Source organism: Telluribacter humicola (assembly GCF_017355935.1).
Taxonomy (GTDB): Bacteria; Bacteroidota; Bacteroidia; order Cytophagales; family Spirosomataceae; genus Telluribacter; species Telluribacter humicola.
This window is the reverse complement of the sequence record NZ_JAFIQT010000002.1, coordinates 73317-91263: the sequence shown is the minus strand read 5'-3', so window position 1 is coordinate 91263 and position 17947 is coordinate 73317. Positions and strand designations below refer to the sequence as shown.

The following is a 17947-nucleotide window of genomic DNA, read 5'->3' as shown; positions in this document are numbered from 1 at the left end:
ATAAGTAGGTAGGTTTGACAAGATTTTTAACTCAAACGTACTGCACTATGAAACGCAAAGATTTTCTTCCTGTCGGCGTACTGGGTGGATTAACTATGCTTAGTTCACCGGCATTTTCATTTACACAATCTGCTAACCCTAAAGACCAACTTATGCCTTTTTATATACCGCCCAGAGAACCACTTACCCCCGGACCATGCAATACGGATGTTCGGACTATCATTCAGTCAAAACAAACCAGTAACCAATTTTCTAATGTAGAAGTAGCAGTAGCACCTAAACAAATGGGGCCATCTCCGCACCTACATAAAGATCTGGATGAACTAATGTATGTTCTGGAAGGCACCGCTACGGTTATGATAGGCGAGGAAATTTTTGAAGTGAAAGCGGGGGGCTGGAATTTCCGTCCGCGTGGTATTGTGCATTCTTTCTGGAATGCGGGCGACACGCCTTTGCGGTTTGTAGATTGTTTTTTTAATCAGAGTTTCGAGGATTATCTGGAAGAACTATTCCATGAAATACTCCCTCATATGGTACAGAATAACCTGACACCAGCAACCCCGGAAGTGGCTAACAAAATGGCTGCGCTTGATAAAAAGTATGGTGTCGTATGGTTTCATGAGCAACGCCAGGCCATCATAGATAAATATGGGCTTCGGGGATAATGCGCTCTTTCTTACTACATAGGTCAGACTGTAGGGGCTTTGCAGAGTAGCCGCTTCGATAGGGCAGCTCGTTTGCAAAGCTCCTCTCCACAACTCTACTTTCCGGCTTTTCGTCTTTGCGGGTGTTATCCCCCTGGCCACTGCTCCTAATCAATCTCCAAAGAAGTTTTTTATATTGGCAGAGAGAAACACTCCACTTTGCCCAATGACCGAGTATAACCAATTAGAGCAGCATGTACTCCGCAGAGTACTCTTTACGGAGGAACAAATCACGGAGTTTTGTCAGGCTTTCAGGCTGGAACGGATCAAAAAGAGACAGTTTATTATCCAGCCCCGGTTTACGCCCGGCCAACGGTACTACGTGGTCAAAGGCAGCTTCCGGGCGTACGTGGTAAACGAGGAGGGCCAGGAACACACTATCCAGTTCGCGATTGACGACTGGTGGATCACGGATTACAACAGCTATATCTATCAGCAGCCGGCCACCCAATTTGTAGTAGCCCTGGAAGACAGCGTAGTCCTGCAGATTGACTACGACGTGGAGCAGAAGCTAAAAAGCAGCAGCCATGCCTATGAAACCTTCTTCCGGATCCTGGCGGAACGTACCGCCGCCTACATGGCCCGCCGGGTGATTACCAACCTCACCCAATCGGCCGAAGAGCGCTACCTGCTCTTTCTGGGAAAGTACCCTGACGTGGCCAATCGGGTACCTCAGTACGCGTTGGCGTCCTTTCTGGGCATGACCAGCGAGTACCTGTCGAAGCTCAGAAAGAGGAGAGCTACCAAAAAAACTTGAACTGGTTCAACTTTTTTACCCGAACTGCTTCGCCCCTTTTTCCTAAACCAGTTCATTGATACACAGGAGGTTTTATACTGAACTTTGCCCTGTCGCTTTTGACACCAGAACAGCAAAACTTTCAGTACCATGTACCTGACCAAAAAGCAGATCGCTATCATGGCCGTAACGGCGGGCATAGCCGTGGCCAATGTATACTACAGCCAGCCCATCCTCACCGCCATCGCCTACACCTACCATATTGCCCCTGAAAAGGCCGGCGTGATTTCGGTACTATCACAGATTGGCTATGGCCTGGGCCTCTTCTTTCTTACCCCCGTTGGCGATATGATCGAACGAAAAAAACTTATCCTTTATCTGCAAGCCGGACTGATCGCTTCGCTGTTGATCATGGCATTGGCTACCAACCTCTGGTTGCTGTACGCGAGTAGTTTCTTGATTGGAGTGTTCTCGGTGGTAGCGCAGGTTATCCTACCCATGGCTGCCAGTCTGGTGACTGAAAACAAGGGGAAGGTCGTGAGTCTGATATTTACGGGTATACTCGTAGGTATCCTGATGGCCCGGGTATTCAGTGGGCTGGTAGCGGGCTGGCTGGGCTGGCAATATGTGTATGGCATTTCGGCCGGATTGGTGCTGTGTACTGCTATCCTTATGCAAACTGACTTCCGGGCTGTACCTAACCGGTTCAACGGCAACTACCCGGACCTGCTGAAGTCAACGATCACGCAACTGGGTCGTTTTCCCCTCCTGCGCCGGACGGCCCTTACTGGTATGCTGGCCTTTGGTACATTCAGCGCGTTTTGGGTGGTACTTACCTTTCACCTGAGCGGACCCGACTTCCGCTATTCGGCCTCACAGATTGGTCTATTTGGATTGCTGGCCGCGGCCAGTGCCCTGATCGCTCCCCTGTTCGGCAAGTTGGCCGACAAAGGCTCCTCATTCCGGTCGCTGCTATTCTCCACCGGCATCACCTTGTTCAGCATCTTATTACTGAAACAGTTTGATCAGTCCGTGGCTGCGATCTGGGTGGCGGTTATCCTGCTGGATATTGGGGTACAGGCTACGCAGGTGACCAATATCGCCGTTATCTATACCCTGGATCATACAGCCAACAGCCGCATCAACACCGTGTACATGACATCTTACATTATAGGCGGTGCGCTGGGAGCCTATGCCGCCATACTATGCTACGAATGGGGAGGATGGCAGCTCGCCACTACCCTGATGGGTACTTTGGGGGTACTGGCGGCGGTCAATGTAGTACTGGCCAAAAGACATTACGCTCTGAAAGTAGCTGTGTAAACTCACTCCTTTTCGTAGTTTTAAATAACTTGTACGCAGGAGTGAACAGATCAAATTCTCACTACCTGTTCTGCAAAGCGGAAACTCTAACGAAAGCAAACCAATGAAAAACCGGGAAGAGATAATCAGGAACTACGTGGAAGCCTACAACCAGTTTGACGTGGATCAGATGGTCGCCGACTTTGACGAAGCGATCGTATTTGAGAATATTTCAAACGGCGAAACTACCCTATCACTAACGGGACTACCCGCTTTCAGGGAGCAGGCCGTACAGGCCACTACCTACTTCTCTTCCAGGACCCAAACGGTACTATCTTTTCAGCACCAGGATGACCAAACCGAAGTAGCGATTGACTATCAGGGTATATTGGCTATTGACTTTCCTGATGGGTTGAAGAAGGGAGACTCTATATCCCTGAAAGGAAAATCCGTTTTTACGTTCTCCGGTAATAAAGTAGTGAAGCTGACGGATATAAGTTAAGGCGTTCAGGAGTAGCAGAATAAAGTAGAATTGGGTACATGGCCTGCTTCTGGTAAACGAAAACACAAACCAATGATCATAAGTACCCCGACCGGCTGGTCAGGGTTATAAATTGTATGTGTAGCAGTGATTTCTCCGTATAACTCTAAACCTTAAACCTGTTTACGTATGAACGTGCTCCTTAGCCTTACCAACAGATTATCCTTGCTTAGCCATACGCTTTATTTTATAAGAAAACACCTGCTGGTACTCGTCGGGCTCGGGCTTATCGCGGCAGTGGGACGGGTTATTCAACTGGGAGGATTCGGACCCATCACTTCCGGGTTTCATATCTTTCTGGAAGTAATCATTGAGGTAGCCCGGGGAGTATTGTTCGTATACGTGCTGGGGTTAGCCAGTTTGAAACATGGGGCTTCGCGAATAAAACACCTTTTTACCGACAAAAGCAGCCGGAAGCACTATTGGAGAGTAGCGCTGCAAAAGGGTAAAAAACAATGGGCGGAGATTCTGCTGAATTTCCTTTTATTTCTGGGCATCGCCTGGGTTTTTAATTACCTGATTGATACCTTAGCCTATCAAACCTGCCTGTATCTGGCTTTGAAGAAGAACGAAATCATTAGTCAGACTTCTTCCGAATGGACCATCATCCTGTTCTTTAAAAATCTGTCCGTGATTCCGTTTACGCTGACTTTCCAGGCTCTCTTTTTACTCTGGATAATAAACAAATCCCGTGGTCAGGCCATCGTAAAAGCAGTTCAACCTAAATAATCGCAGCCAACTACCTTATACAGAGTACACCCGCACCAGCAGCCCCAGCTAAACCCTACCCTTATGGAACACAACCCCAGATCGATCAGGCCTTTTATCGGGGCCAAAGACTTTGAACGTTCGCGGCAGTTTTACCGCGACCTGGGCTTTGAGGAAAGGGTACTATCGCCCAACATGTCGCTGTTCCGGACCGGTCAGCTGGGGTTTTACCTGCAGGATTACTACGTGCGGGACTGGGTGGATAATACCATGGTCTTTCTGGAAGTAGACGACGTAGAACGCTATTGGGCCAGACTGGTGGCGCTGGACCTGACGGCCACCTATGAGGAGGTAAGGCTGGTACCTATCCGGCACTATGACTGGGGCAGTGAGTGCTTCCTGCACGACCCATCGGGTATTCTCTGGCATTTCGGACAGTTTAATTCACGCTAACTAAAGGCCATACAACACGCTAAACATAAACTATATGGAACAGAACAGACGAAAGTGGCTGACGAGAATCGGAGTAACTCTTGCCGGCATTGGATTAGCGAAATTCAAACTGGCTGCCTCACCCACGCAGGGCTCTCAACAGGAGGAGAGCAAAAGGGTACCCAACCAGGTAGCGGATGGAATGAAGCTAGGCGCGTTTTCAGTAAGCCTTAATGTGAAGAATCTCCAGGCTTCGAAGCAGTTTTACGAACACCTCGGTTTTACGGCTTTTGCGGGGGCGCCGGAGCAGAACTACTTCATCATGAAGAACGGTAATGCCCTGATCGGACTGTTCCATGGCATGTTTGAGAAAACCATCCTGACTTTCAATCCCGGCTGGGACGAAAACGCCCAAAAGGTGGAGAAGTACAACGATGTCCGGAACATACAGCGACACCTGAAAAGCAAAGGGATCAAACCCGTATCCGAAGCGGATGAAAAGACCAGCGGCCCTGGTAGTCTGATGGTAGTGGACCCGGACGGAAATCAAATCCTCATTGACCAGCATGTTTAGGATACGAGTGAGTTAAAGGCAAAAAAGGCCCTGAGAGCTTCACAAAGCATTTTCAATCAATAAAATAGCCCCTGGTACTGGCTACCGACCTCAGCCCGGAAGAAAAAACCCCAATTAACTGGTAGAACTGAAACCCAATACCCGTATCCAGATTGGGAAAAGAACCTACATCGAACTGGTCTAGAGAATAGTACCTGAGGTGTACTGCCAAAGAGGGGAAGGGAAGCTTACCCCTCTTTCTTGCATTTAGCCCCCAATGAGTACCTTTGCTGGCTAAAACGAAAGCTAAGCACAAACCAGTGACCCATATACTTGATAACCCCATCTGGAATGCCCTAAGTACCGGCAGCAAACCTTTTAGCATTGGCAACGAGCAGGCTAAGTACATGCGCAGAGATATAGGCTTTTTTGCCGGTCTGAGGGCCAACAGCGAAAGTGATTTAGATGAGCTGCATGCCTTGGTGCCCGAGGGAAGTATTGTTGTTCTCTTTACCTCGAATGAAGTCTCTGTACCTGCCGGCTGGCGCTTGGAGATCAAGAAAGATCTTATACAGATGGTGTATCCGTCGCAGGATATGCACGAGGCAGAGGCCCAGGAGCTGATCTCCTTACAGGACAAGGATATTCCGGCCATGCTGGAGCTGACTGACCTCACCAAGCCCGGCCCCTTCCTGCCCCGTACCATTGAACTGGGGAACTACGAGGGAATAGTTGAGGGGGATAAATTAATTGCCATGGCCGGGCAGCGCCTTCAGCCTGCCCCTTATACCGAAGTAAGCGCGGTATGTACCCACCCCGACCATACCGGAAAGGGTTACGCCGCAAAACTGATCCGCAGCCAGATCCGCAGTATCATAGCCGCCGGACGCATTCCTTTTCTTCACGCGGCCCCTGAAAACACCAACGCCATCAGACTATACGAAAAGCTGGGCTTCCAAATCAGGAAAAGATTGCTGATCTATGTACTCGAAAAACAGAGCCAGCCGGACGAAGCCTAATCGCTAAGGCTGGTGCTCCAAATTTGTCGCAGTCGGCCCCCTCGTATGCCGCTTCTACACCGCATGAGAGTCGGGGTTTAGCCGGATATTTGTATTGTCAAAACAGATAACTACCAATGAGAAAGCTAAAACTTCAGGTACAGATCACCCTCGACGGGTACATAGCCGGACCGAACGGCGAAATGGATTGGATGACCTTCGACTGGGACGAAGCCCTCAATCAATATGTAACCCAGCTCACGGAGCCGGTTGATATCATTGTACTGGGCCGCAGGTTAGCCGAAGGCTTTATTCCCCACTGGGCTTCCGTAGCGGCTGACCCGGAAAATCCGGAGCAAGTAGCGGGCAAAAAGTTTACAGACACGCCTAAAGTAGTATTTACCAGAACCCTTGATCAGTCAGCCTGGGAGAATACGGTACTGTCTAAAGGTGGTCTTACGGATGAAATCACCCGACTCAAAAATGGGGACGGTGGCGACATCATCGCATACGGTGGTGCCACGTTTGTATCGGGGCTTATCCAGCAAGGGCTGATCGACGAGTTTCACCTGTTCGTCAACCCGGTTGCTATTGGTAGCGGTATGAGCATTTTTGGCGAGCTGAAACACCAGCAACATCTGACCCTGGTAAAGGCTACCCCTTTTGCATGCGGGATCATCGTTCTCCATTACGAGCCGAAGCGTGATTAACGGATTACATCGGGCATAAAGGAAATTCTCTTACAACAGGTTCACAATGCGGATCATGGTCTGAAACAGGAGCTGGGGATTGCTGGTCTGGTTGATGGTACCGGTAATGAACACGTCCTTCTGGGGTACATAAAAGGCTGCAGTACCTACCGAGCCGCAGTGACCTACCATTTCCGGAATGGGCTTGAACGGAGAAAAGATCCAGGGCATGCGGAACTGCTGCATCCCTACCCCATACCGGAACGGGAAGAAGACGCTATTCCACTGTTCCAGCTCCGGTAACTTGTCTTTGGGATAAAAGTACCCTCCAAAGAAAGCCCTCAGGAATGCCATCAGGTCATGCGTGGTGGATACAATATCATACTTGGATGAAGCAAAATAGCGGGGCAGATGAACCTGATTCTTCCTGGCGTACACCGACACAAACTCCCGGGTAGTATCCGGACGGATCACAAAGGTACTTGTCAGGTCCAGCTCCTCAAATAGTTGGGTCAGTAGTCTATCCAGCGATTTGCCGGTCACTATTTCCAGCACCCGCCCCAGCAGCCTGAAGTTGGTGTTGCCGTAGCTGGCCTTCCCCTTCTGACCGGGCCGAAACTTGGGCTTCATCCGCTTTACCTGAGTTACGACCTGATCTGTCGTCCACGCCTGGTCGTGGCCCGAGAGCAGCTCTTCCATCACCTTGGGGCCGTTGGGACGCTTGTCAATCAGGTAGCAGGGCAAGCCCGAGGTCTGTGTGATGAGGTGCTGTATCGTAATCTCCTCCGAATAGTCCTGCCCCTGGTACACGTGCAGCCCCAGCATCAGGTAACCCGGCAGGTACTTTGAAATAGGATCCGACAGGCTCAGCCTCTTGTCCCTGACCAGGCGTAGCGTCAGGGCAGCAACAAACAGCTTGTTGATACTGGCAATGTAAAAGGGGCTGTCGGGGCCGATATTTCCCGCTGCACTGGTCAGGGCCACCGACTGGTCGGGCGTAGCAACCCGGAAGGCAGCCCCGAAGATGTCTTTTTTGGCTACGGTGTCGGTGACGATCTTGTCCAGCTTTGACTGACTGAGCGCATTCATTTCCTTTGTAATTGATTTTTCATGGCTAATTCGCAGGTGAGTAATTATGGCTAATAGTCCGCTGCGAATTCTTATACTACAAAGGTAGCCCGGCACTATCTACCCGGCTAATCCATTTGTACTCAGTTAGCCTATTTAGTGTATGAAGGCGCCAAAAGAGGTGATGAAGAATTTAAACAACAGGAGCAGTAGTCTGCCTGGAAAGTGAAGTAACTACGGCTATTCCCAGAAGTAAGCTCACTCTTTCTGCTCAATAACTCTGCCTATACATTTTATGAAAGGCTGGCCTTTCAAACCTCAAAGCGGGTAGGCTCACCAGGATACTTCCAGAATTTCCAGCTTACGGATTTTACTACCTAGATTCAGGTGGGCTACGTCACCCGCTTTTTTGCCAGTAACAGCCCGGGCAATGGGAGCGATAAAAGCAATTTTCTGATTTTTCACATCGGCTTCGTCCACCCCTACAATCTGGAATTGCTGAACCTGATTTGTGTCGGTAGCCCTCAGGGTAACTTTTGCGCCAAAACGTACTTCATCCCTTGTGGCATCTTCCGGATTAAGTACAACCGCCGAATTTATCCGCTCCTGTAGCAACAGCAGCCTGCCATTTAGTACCATCAAAGCCAGCCGCTGCTCCTTTTCACTTTCAAGCGACAGACTACTCTTTTCCTCTTCCAGTTGTTTCTGTTCTTCCAGCAGCTGTGCCATCCCATGGGGAGTCACGTAGTTGGTCACGCCGGGCGGAAGCGCGGCCCGAGGTGGAATAATAGGTACTTCTTCCTGATCTCCTTCTTTTACAAATGCACTGCTCATACTCTCTTTTTAGCAAAGAGCTTACAAAAAGCAGACCACCGGCTATATGATAATCGTAGTACCTAAGTTGGGGTTTTAGTAAAGAAAAGAGAATTCTGATTTACTTCACCGGCTGACCGGGGCGCCAAAACGGCTCCTTTATGGCAATGTACTCGACGGGTACTTCCTTGATGAAGCCTTTCAGCCAGTCGGCGGCGTACTTCATACCCGCCTGCTCGGATACCACGTGCCCCATGATGATCAGCCCCTTCTTCTGCCCCGACGCGATGGCATCCTGAACGTACTCCACCAGTTCCCACTCGTTGGTCTCCCCGATGATCAGGGCATCAGCCTGTGCCAGGAAGGGTACTCCCGGAAACAGACTCACATTGCCCCAGCTGGCCATGAGCCGCTTCACCGGCAGGTTCGGGTCACCCAGCACCCGCATGGTCCGGATGCCCAGCTTCTTCTCCACGCTCTGGGCCAGTTGGGCCAGCGTCATGTTCTCGAAATGAAAGAGCCGGAGGTTCTCCGGGTCGTTGTATTTCTCCCAGCCCAGCTCCCGGATCATCCCCGTGGCGATGCCGTCGGGCTTGCGTCCGTGCCAGTGATCGTGGAAGTGGAACACAGCCATCCCGTTCTTTTCCAAGAAATCACGCTTCTGCTGGAACAGCGGGTCCTGCTGCACCGGCTCGATGCGGTCCTGGTGCGAGTAGTAGGTAGGCTCGTGCGTAACGACCATATTCAGCCCCTTCGCCGCGGCCTGCTGCAGTACTTCCAGCGTCGCCATCATCACGGTCGCTATGCCTTTTACTTCCTGCTCCCGCGCCCCCACGATGAGGTTATCCACCGTCTGCTCCCGCCAGGGAATACCTACCTGGGCCTTGATACGGTCAATGACCTGCCCTACAGTAAGAGCTTCGCTCCCATCAGGTAGGGTCAACGTAGTAGCGGCAGCCAGGCCAAGAGAGGTCTTGATAAATGTGCGGCGGTTTTGGGGGTAAAGTGGCATAGGGCTATCAGTTTTGAGCAGAAGTAAAAGAGGGCTTAGGGCTCAGACTACTTGTTACTGCCCCTGCTCAGCCAAACGCTTTACTACATGCGGAGCTCCAATTACAGCTTCGTTCCTTTAATGAGCCAGACTGATTTGATGGATTGCTCTTTCAAATGAACCCATCTTTTTCTCTCCTCATCCTTAAAAAAGTCATCTAAATCCTGCTCACTCTTAAACTCCACCAAGTGGATTTCGTAGGGAGTTTCTATGTTTTGTTCTATGATACTATCTGCATTGGGCCTGTATCTTAGCAGGAGTTGCCCGTTATATTTGGCAATCAATGGCATCGCTAACTCTTCAAATTCGTTAAAGGTCTGCTCCTGTCCATCCAGGATATAAATGAGTTGAGTTATATAGATCATTTATGTAGGGGGTTTGAGTTTATCAACGTAATTCAAACTGGGAAATAAAAGCAGACTATCTTGAATCTCCTTTAACGCCTCTCCTATACAAGCAGGGCTTTATGTACCCGGTCGGCGTTAGCCAGCGGTACGGCTGTTCTGTACTACGTTATAGGGGTATCCGGCCCCAAAACCAGCAGCAATAGGCAGCCTATAGGGAGCCCAACTGAGTACATAAGAAATTGGGTTACGGGTTTAACAAATATAAACAACAACACGAAAAAGAGGCTATTCTGATTAGAAGAAGCCTTTCTGCTTCTTTGGTACTAGTACTTTGTAATCAATTTTTCACTTTTACCAACTACTCTACTCCATGAATACCAAACCTTACCTTTTTGTTGCCTCCCTGGCGCTTCTGGCAGCCTGCTCTTCCGAAAAAGAAGGCGCCTCTGAAAGCAACGCGGATTCTACTGCCGTAGCGGAGGCTTCGCTGGAACAGATCTGGGCCACGGATTCGACCTTACAAACGCCTGAATCTGTGCTATATGACGGCACGAATCAGATACTTTACGTATCTCAAATCAATGGGCAACCCGATGGAAAAGACGGGAAGGGGGGTATCGCCAAAGTTGGCCCCGATGGAAAAATCATTGATCCGAACTGGATAACAGGTTTGAGTGCTCCCAAAGGTATGGGGATGGCCGGAGATCAACTATACGTTACCGATTTGACCGACCTGGTGCAGATCGATATTCCTTCCGGAAAAATAGTAAAGAAAACACCCGTGGAAGACGCCGTTTTTCTGAATGATATCAGCGTTGACAAGCAAGGCGCGGTGTACTTCACCGACATGCGGGCCGGAAAAATTCATATGCTGAAAGATGGTCAGGTAACAACCGTACTCGATAGTCTTAATAACCCTAATGGAATATTGGCGGTTGAAGACGGACTGCTGTTTACTGAAAGCGGTATGCTCCAAAAGCTGGATGCCCAGAACAATAAGACTACCCTGGCTCAGGGTATGCATGCCAGCACCGATGGTATCGAACAGGTAGCTCCTGGTGAATTCATTGTTTCCAGCTGGGCCGGAGAAGTATATCATGTTAAGCCCGACGGAACTACCACAACCTTGCTGGATACAAAGAGCAGCCAAACCAATTCGGCTGACATCGGCTACGATGCTGCTAAAAAGATCGTATATGTACCTACGTTTTTTAAGAATAGCGTAGTAGCGTATCAGTTGAAGTAAGCTACACGGTTGCGCTGCTACAAGCTTCTGGCCTTAGATTTTACCTATTGCCCACAGCTTATAGCAGCGCAGCTACAAATATTCCTTCTCCACCACAAAGTCAGCCTTGTAGACTGTCAGGAACGAGGTGCTAGTGGTAAAATGAGTAGTTTCTATCCGTCCGGATTACTTATGCCTGTTACTAAATCAACCAGGCGCGTAGGAAGAAAGAAAAGCAAAGAGCTTCTAAGAAGAAAACCTGACCTAACTACACCCCTGTTGATAGCTACCTGAGCCTAAAGCCAACCCCTAAGGTCACGTTGCTATTGCCAAATCGGGAGACATTCTTTTCCACCTGCCCATCAATAAACCAGCGGGAGCCTAACCGATACTGCGCTCCTACCCCCAGATTTAACATCCCGTAGTTATACTTCTCTGTATTCCTTTGACCTTGAATACCTAATCTAGTAAACATATATTTACTAGCTTCTTCAAACCCATAGAAATAGCCAGCCTGGGTGTACATTGAAAACTGATAAATTTTCAGAAAGTGGTATCTTGTAACCACCCCTGCCCCCACATACCAGTTCTCCTTAGGCCCATAGATTTCATAACGACCTTCCGCTCTGAGTGACCAGCGCTCCGTTAGAAAATAATTGGCGTAGGGTGTAGCCCTGAGTAAGCCGCCGGTACGGGTATTCACACCTGCCCCTGTTCGTATTCCAATCTGCCTCTGCCCCTTTTCTGCCCACTGCGCTTCAGCAGGTGATTGTGCCCGGCTGCATATCGAATATAGGAGAGCTACTAACAGCAAGTAATTTTTCATAGGAAGTACTAGTTTGGAGAATGAAACTTCTTAGTTGGTATGTGATGATAAAAGGAGACTTGATAAGTGGTACAATGTACCTTGTACTAGCGTCCTAGTCTAATGCCAAAGGAAGCATAACCTAGCCTCCCCTGTTGCCCGGCAGTAAAGCCTGAATCCGTTCTGACATTGCTACCTAATGCTCGGGTATGGAGTGGAAGATAATCCGGGTTATAAGCAAAGAAAACTCCGATTGCCTTGTAGCCTAACTCCGCTATATAACTAATACTATAAGCTTTATCTGCACTATACACCCCATAGCCGCCACCTGTAATGATTGGCCCCTTGCTCCTCCTCGTATAGCCATTAATAGAATTGCCACCACCAGGATTCACTCTTTCAAAGTTCCTATTGAAATTTAACCTTGCCCCAAGGCTTAGGTAAAATGTAGACATGCCCTTCTTGTTCTTTAGTGAAAATTTAGGAGAGAGCTGAAAGAAGGTTTGAATGGAGGTAAAGTCCGTCTGTATAGGTGTAATTCTCTCATCTGACAGAAGCATATGGGCTCGTTCTATTACCCCTCCGGTACTATCATATGATGTGGGTCGCAAGTGATTTACATGTCTATATCTTTGCATGTTAAAGCCGACCCCTACACCATAGCGTAAGGCAACGGCAAACCTGGGCCGGTCAATAAATCTGGCATCATGAACTACTGACAGACTACTCGTAAATGGATTGCGCAGGACGATTTCGGTGGATAACCGGGCAGTAGGGTGATCTAACAAAGCTGAGGGCGGCTGGTAAAACACGTAACGGTTGATATGTACTCCGGTACCTATGTGGAGGTTCAGGAAGGTATTCTCAAGGTACTTCTGTACCCATACCAGATCTTTGGGGAGCTGAGGAGCCATAAAGTTGTCCCCATCCATAACCACCTGTTGTCTGGGTACAGAGTCAGTCTGGCTTTGCTTGTCATTGAGTTCTTTAAGAATCTTGTTCAGATCAAGCTTTTCCAAATCTTTAAGGTCCTGTACGGACTTGCCGTAGAAGATGACCTTGCTGTTCTTTCCGGCATTCAGGATAATAGTGTCGGGCAAAGCAGGGCCAGAGAGAGACGTCAGGAGCGTCCCAATTGACAGGATAAGTACGTGCATGGTTTGTATATTTAGTCAGGAAATATCCTATTTATTGGCTGGAAGATATAAGGGTTTGACATCCGAAGGATACTCCACAAAGCTATGATGGACAAAAGACCATAAACTGGGCTTCCGGCCGGTCACGCTCAGCCTCGTACGCATTTTGCGAGCTTCCCTATCTTGCTTCACCTGATCATACATCTGCCGCAGGGCCGAAAGCTCTTCCTCCTTTTGTTCAGGAATAGAAATATAGGCAACCAGTACCTTTTCGGTAGCCTTTTCCAGATTTGTCGCAGCAGGTTGTTCCAACTTCGTGATATCAGCCATCACCAACGCCACTTCTTCCGTAACTACTTCCTTAACCGGTAGCGCATCCATCACGGTGTCCAAGCTTATGTACTCACTTTCTTTGGCAAACTGGTTGGAAGTAAGGTACTCTTCTGGCTTATGCTTCTTTGGTACCTGATCCATTTTGTGAACTACTACAGTACCCTTCTGAATGGATAGCTCTTTGGTAGGTAGTGGCCGTTTTAAGATAACTTTATCTGCTTTTGAAATAGTTAAAGCGTTTTCATTTTGCCTATTTGATAGTCTCACAAACAGTCCAAGTACCAGTAACACAGACGCGGCAGCAAGGGGTAGCCACAGCCATACAACGCTACGACTTCTCTTCTTCCCCACCTTAGCCCATGCCCTTTCAGGATTCCATTCCTCTACATCCGGTGTTTCCGTAAGAGCTGTATGCCTGATCTTATTATATAACCTTTCGTTTTGCATAAGCCGGATTTAAATCAATGATCTTCTTCTGAAGTATGCCCTTCGCTTTGCTCAACTGGGACTTGGATGTTCCGGAGCTAATGCCGAGCATGTCAGCAATCTCTACATGAGAGTACCCCTCTATTTCGTACAGATTAAATACAGTTCGGTAGCCCAGTGGCAACTCCTCTATAAGCCTGAATATTTCTTCGGCGGTTAGATGCTCGATCAGTACATCATCTACACTATAATTTTCACTCACTGAATCAGTCAGTATATCATATCGCTTGTCCTTTCGGATCACCTTCAGGCACTCATTGACAACTATTCTTTTCATCCACATCTCGAAGGGTGGAATGGCCAGAAAGCGGCAGGTTTCAATGGTCTGAAGTAGTATATAGAATGATTCTGCAACGGCATCTTCTGCCTTAGCCGGATCGCTAAGATATCTCTTTGCCAATCTGTAAAGAATCTTCCCATACGTATCAAAAAGCAACCGCTGCGCCCTGGCATCTTTCTTCTGAGCTTCATGAATGGTGGAAAGAGTGATCAAAACAGCTTAGGGATGAATCGTGGTAATAATGCAATCAACACTTGAAGGGTTGCCTCAACTAGTAGATTTTTTTTAGTAGTCTAATTTGTTCTCCAGTACTATTAAGAAGAGATTGATTAAAACAGCAACAAGTACCCTTTTACAAATCATGCTAGCTATTGTAGTAGCCGACCGATTGGTAAAGATTTAAACAAGGTTGATTTTGTTTGGGACCGGGTGTTATGAGTATTGAGTTAAATAGAAGTAATACTTCTTGTTACCCTAAAAACTCCTCAAAATTATCTCTGCTGATAACCTGCGTGGTCGCATCGGGGTAGGCGTCGGTAAAGGTCCGGGAGAAGCGGGCCTTTGCCTGTGGATTCCACTTGAACTCATAGGCATGGAGCCCTCCTCCATACTCTTCCAGGTAGTCTATTTCCTGCTGCGCGTGCGTCCGCCAGAAGTAGCGTTTTCCATAGGCTCCTGCGTATTCGTTTCGCTTCATGCGTTCACTGATCAGGAAGTTTTCCCAAAGGGCTCCTGTGTCATTGCGCAGCGCCAGCGGGTTAAAATTGTTAATGATAGCATTTCGGATGCCATTGTCGTAGAAGTATACTTTTCGGCTGCTGCTTATTTCGTTGCGGACGTTGCGGCTGAAAGGCGGGAGCCGGAACACCACAAAAGCCTGTTCCAGCAATCCGATGTATTGCTCAACGGTGTTCCGATCAATCCGAAGCAGATTGGCCAGCTCATTGTAAGATACCTCTGAACCTACCTGTAGCGCCAACGCTACAAGAAGCTTGGACAGCATTTCAGGCTTCCGGATGCCGTGGTAGTTCAGCAGGTCTTTGTACAGGTAGCTGCTCGCTATCTGGCGAAGTACGGCCTCTTCATCTCCCAGGCTATTGATTACTTCGGGATACATACCGTAGACCAATCTGGGCTCCAGCTGTTGCCGCGCTGCCAGGTACCCCGCATGTCCTACCAGTTCATTCCAGCTAATTGGATATAGATAATGTTCCCATTTTCGTCCTGTTAGTGGTTCACTGACACTGCTGCTCAACTCCAGCGCCGATGAGCCACTTACTACTACCCGTACGCCCTTTATTCGGTCATGAATGAGCTTGAGAAGCAGCCCCACCTCAGGTATGCGCTGTGCTTCGTCTATAAAAACCGTATGGTGCGAGCCAATCAGTTGCCGCAGGCGCACTTCACCCATGTTGGCCAGTATGGCCTGTGTGTCAAAATCATCTCCATTAAAAAATAAATAATCTCCTCCGGTCCTACACATTTCTTCCAGCAGCGTAGTCTTTCCTACCTGTCGTGGCCCCAATACAATCAGAATCTTCCCAGAGTCCCACCGCTTCTGCAAGACCGTTCGTAATGCTCTTTCAATCATACCAATAGGAGAATATAGCTCTAATCCATAAATTTATATAAAAACATAGATCACAATCTACAAATTCATAGTAAATTATTGAATAGAGTTTAGGACTCCTCCTACTTCCCGCTATCTAGTATCTTCTTCAGGTCCGCTTCAGATACGGTGAGCATCCCGTTCGGGACAAGGCGTTTGGTGAGAAGTACCCAGTTGGGCTCCTTGCGGAATACCTCACGAAATATCGGCAGTGCCTCATTCAGGCGCTTAGCGTTGGCCAGCGATACGGCCGTCCAGTACTTCATCTCCAGGTTGTTGGGGTACTTCTTCATAGCAGCGCCGTAGTGCTTTAGGGCGCCAGGTACGTCGTTGTGCTCCATAGCCAGGTCGCCTCGGTTCATGTCTTCGTAGGCGTAGTGTACGTTCAGGACGCGCTCCATTTCAGCCACGGCGTTGGGATGATCTTCCACGCGCAGGTCCACAACTCGGTCTTCCCAAGGCTTGTCAGACTTCTTACCCTTTACGACCAGGATCGTAGCCGATTGCTGTCCCCGGATATCACCACCGACCGACTGCGCTGCTTTCAGGGCGGCCATAATGCGCGTAGGGAGTGGCCCCCGGGCAGCCTTATAGGCCTGCTCCATGGCGGCAGGTACTTTATCATTGAGCATCATGTTGGCCTGCACCGAGAACTGCCGCCCCTGCCGGTGCCCTGCCTCTTCGATACACTTAGCTCCGGTATAGGTAGCTACGTTACCATGTATATCCACTATACCCACCTGCCTAAACTCCCGGCCTTCGTCGTCACTGATGAGCTTGTCCAGTGTCTGCTGTGCCGTCAAGCCTGACTTCAGGAGTTCCAATCCGCGGGGGCCGAAGCTGACGTTGACCATCGACTGCGTAGCAATGGCTCCTACTCCGGCCTCGGCCCAGGCCACGACCGACCCCACCGAGAACCAGTGCGACTGTACGGCTACCCCTAAGTCACCCGTTACACTATCGCGGGCGACAATGGAAAAGGTATGGGCAAAGGCATCGTCCTGAAAGGGGCGTTGTGCAAAAAGGGGCTGTATTGACAGGAATAGAGCCACCAGCAATAGAAAATTAGATTTTTTCATAGTACATCGGGTACCACTACCGGAGTACATAGCCGTAGTGATACTTATTTATCTGTTTTTACCTTTCACTAAATTGTCTGTAAGACAACTCTTCATTATGGAGCTAAAAATAATCAAATCCGTATATTAGCAGAACGATAAACCAATTGCGTCACTCTATTCTAATGAAAATAAGGAAGGAGGCATGGGGATTCATTAGCTTGGGAGTAGTGGCTATACTATGTGTAGTGGCTTTTTTAAGTAGTTATCCTTCTTCTATTTCTCGGTCTGATTTCACTGACTATCAGGTACTACTGGTAGGGCTCTTGCTCTTCTCGATCGTGGGACTGGTAGCACTGGGCTTGTATGCCCTTAGGTCTACCTCCAATTCACAGCATCAGATGGACTTTATGTGCCAGATGACCCACGAACTGCAGACTCCGGTAGCCAACATCCGGCTGGCGGCCGATATGCTGGTATCGCCGGTTGTGATGCAGACTCCCGATAAGCTCAAAAAGTACGTTCGTATCATCAAGGAAGAAAGCCAGCGCATGCAGTGGCACATTGAGAACGTACTGAACATAGCCCAGGCCGAAAGCAGCACCCTGAAGCTAAATCTGGAAACCACGCCGCTCAACGACCTGGTGTATAGTGTAGTAGAAAGATACAATGGTGCAGTAAAAGCAGAGTACCGGGCCCAGCAGTCCCTGGCCAGGGTAGATCGCCTCCACCTGATCAATGTGCTGCACAACCTGATGGAGAATGCCATCAAGTACTCGCCCGAAAATCCGGATATAAAGGTATGTACCTACGACAAGGATGGCAACTACGTCATAGCCGTACGGGACAACGGGATCGGAATTCCACCGGAAGAAAAAGGAAAGATATTCCAGAAGTTTTACCGCATAGGACGTACCAGAGGTAGTGTCAAAGGCTTTGGACTGGGGCTCAGCTATGTACAGCAAATCGTGAACGCCCACCGCTGGCAGCTCGAGCTGGATAGTGAACTGGGAAAAGGCAGTGAATTCAGAGTTGCTATTCCCCAGTATAAGACTAACAGCTTATAGATCTGC

Annotated in this window: 21 protein-coding genes; 11 read left to right on the top strand and 10 right to left on the bottom strand. The window is 48.8% G+C overall.

The genetic code is table 11. The features are described 5' to 3' along the window. Positions 1-47: 47 nt before the first annotated feature. The 9 genes from JUB14_RS11310 (at position 48) to JUB14_RS11270 (ending at position 6684) form a co-directional block, all read left to right on the top strand. Positions 48-665, top strand: coding sequence for a cupin domain-containing protein (locus JUB14_RS11310; protein WP_207506105.1), 618 nt, complete (start codon positions 48-50; stop codon positions 663-665). Between the two features lie 205 nt (positions 666-870). Further along, entirely contained in the window at positions 871-1461 is a 591-nt protein-coding gene (locus tag JUB14_RS11305) for a Crp/Fnr family transcriptional regulator (RefSeq protein ID WP_207506103.1), read from the top strand. Positions 1462-1590: 129 nt separating this feature from the next. Next, the gene (locus JUB14_RS11300; RefSeq protein ID WP_207506101.1) at positions 1591-2763 is read left to right on the top strand and encodes an MFS transporter; all 1173 of its coding nucleotides are present in this window, start codon (positions 1591-1593) and stop codon (positions 2761-2763) included. Between the two features lie 103 nt (positions 2764-2866). Next, positions 2867-3244 (top strand): nuclear transport factor 2 family protein, encoded by a 378-nt coding sequence (locus tag JUB14_RS11295; RefSeq protein ID WP_207506099.1) that lies wholly within the window; start codon positions 2867-2869, stop codon positions 3242-3244. Positions 3245-3412: 168 nt separating this feature from the next. Then, a complete protein-coding gene (locus tag JUB14_RS11290) occupies positions 3413-4012 on the top strand; it encodes a hypothetical protein (RefSeq protein WP_207506098.1) in 600 nt (199 codons plus the stop codon). A 63-nt stretch (positions 4013-4075) separates the two neighbouring features. Further along, the gene (locus JUB14_RS11285; RefSeq protein WP_207506097.1) at positions 4076-4444 is read left to right on the top strand and encodes a VOC family protein; all 369 of its coding nucleotides are present in this window, start codon (positions 4076-4078) and stop codon (positions 4442-4444) included. A 34-nt stretch (positions 4445-4478) separates the two neighbouring features. Then, complete coding sequence (locus tag JUB14_RS11280; RefSeq protein WP_310586131.1) at positions 4479-4997, top strand: VOC family protein; 519 nt, start codon at positions 4479-4481, stop codon at positions 4995-4997. Positions 4998-5296: 299 nt separating this feature from the next. Further along, positions 5297-5995: a GNAT family N-acetyltransferase gene (locus JUB14_RS28000; protein ID WP_207506096.1), complete on the top strand. Its 699-nt coding sequence runs from the start codon at positions 5297-5299 to the stop codon at positions 5993-5995. A gap of 116 nt (positions 5996-6111) precedes the next feature. Continuing rightward, positions 6112-6684: a dihydrofolate reductase family protein gene (locus tag JUB14_RS11270; RefSeq protein WP_207506095.1), complete on the top strand. Its 573-nt coding sequence runs from the start codon at positions 6112-6114 to the stop codon at positions 6682-6684. Positions 6685-6714: 30 nt separating this feature from the next. Here JUB14_RS11270 and JUB14_RS11265 read toward each other — a convergent pair whose 3' ends face one another. The 4 genes from JUB14_RS11265 to JUB14_RS11250 form a co-directional block, all read right to left on the bottom strand. Then, positions 6715-7752, bottom strand: a complete 1038-nt coding sequence (locus JUB14_RS11265) for a serine hydrolase domain-containing protein (protein WP_207506094.1) — start codon at positions 7750-7752, stop codon at positions 6715-6717. Between the two features lie 312 nt (positions 7753-8064). Further along, positions 8065-8565, bottom strand: coding sequence for a GreA/GreB family elongation factor (locus JUB14_RS11260; protein ID WP_207506092.1), 501 nt, complete (start codon positions 8563-8565; stop codon positions 8065-8067). 100 nt (positions 8566-8665) lie between these two features. Continuing rightward, on the bottom strand, positions 8666-9556 hold the full coding sequence (locus JUB14_RS11255; RefSeq protein ID WP_207506090.1) for a Nif3-like dinuclear metal center hexameric protein: 891 nt from the start codon (positions 9554-9556) through the stop codon (positions 8666-8668). A 101-nt stretch (positions 9557-9657) separates the two neighbouring features. After that, entirely contained in the window at positions 9658-9960 is a 303-nt protein-coding gene (locus JUB14_RS11250; RefSeq protein ID WP_207506089.1) for a DUF1330 domain-containing protein, read from the bottom strand. 352 nt (positions 9961-10312) lie between these two features. On the opposite strand from JUB14_RS11250, the gene JUB14_RS11245 reads away from it, so the two are divergent. Beyond that, positions 10313-11188, top strand: coding sequence for an SMP-30/gluconolactonase/LRE family protein (locus JUB14_RS11245; protein ID WP_207506088.1), 876 nt, complete (start codon positions 10313-10315; stop codon positions 11186-11188). A gap of 265 nt (positions 11189-11453) precedes the next feature. Here JUB14_RS11245 and JUB14_RS11240 read toward each other — a convergent pair whose 3' ends face one another. The 6 genes from JUB14_RS11240 to JUB14_RS11215 form a co-directional block, all read right to left on the bottom strand. Then, positions 11454-11993 carry a porin family protein gene (locus JUB14_RS11240; protein WP_207506087.1) on the bottom strand — a complete coding sequence of 180 codons (540 nt, stop codon included), beginning with the start codon at positions 11991-11993 and terminating at the stop codon, positions 11454-11456. 86 nt (positions 11994-12079) lie between these two features. Further along, positions 12080-13129 (bottom strand): hypothetical protein, encoded by a 1050-nt coding sequence (locus JUB14_RS11235; RefSeq protein WP_207506086.1) that lies wholly within the window; start codon positions 13127-13129, stop codon positions 12080-12082. A 27-nt stretch (positions 13130-13156) separates the two neighbouring features. Then, positions 13157-13888, bottom strand: a complete 732-nt coding sequence (locus JUB14_RS11230; protein ID WP_207506085.1) for a hypothetical protein — start codon at positions 13886-13888, stop codon at positions 13157-13159. Continuing rightward, positions 13866-14420, bottom strand: coding sequence for an RNA polymerase sigma factor (locus JUB14_RS11225; protein ID WP_207506084.1), 555 nt, complete (start codon positions 14418-14420; stop codon positions 13866-13868). The genes JUB14_RS11230 and JUB14_RS11225 overlap by 23 nt, the downstream gene beginning before the upstream one ends. A gap of 256 nt (positions 14421-14676) precedes the next feature. Beyond that, complete coding sequence (locus JUB14_RS11220) at positions 14677-15798, bottom strand: ATP-binding protein (protein ID WP_207506082.1); 1122 nt, start codon at positions 15796-15798, stop codon at positions 14677-14679. Positions 15799-15899: 101 nt separating this feature from the next. Beyond that, positions 15900-16895 carry a DUF1028 domain-containing protein gene (locus tag JUB14_RS11215; protein WP_207506080.1) on the bottom strand — a complete coding sequence of 332 codons (996 nt, stop codon included), beginning with the start codon at positions 16893-16895 and terminating at the stop codon, positions 15900-15902. 164 nt (positions 16896-17059) lie between these two features. On the opposite strand from JUB14_RS11215, the gene JUB14_RS11210 reads away from it, so the two are divergent. Beyond that, the gene (locus JUB14_RS11210) at positions 17060-17941 is read left to right on the top strand and encodes a sensor histidine kinase (RefSeq protein ID WP_207506077.1); all 882 of its coding nucleotides are present in this window, start codon (positions 17060-17062) and stop codon (positions 17939-17941) included. The last annotated feature ends 6 nt before the right edge of the window (positions 17942-17947 follow it).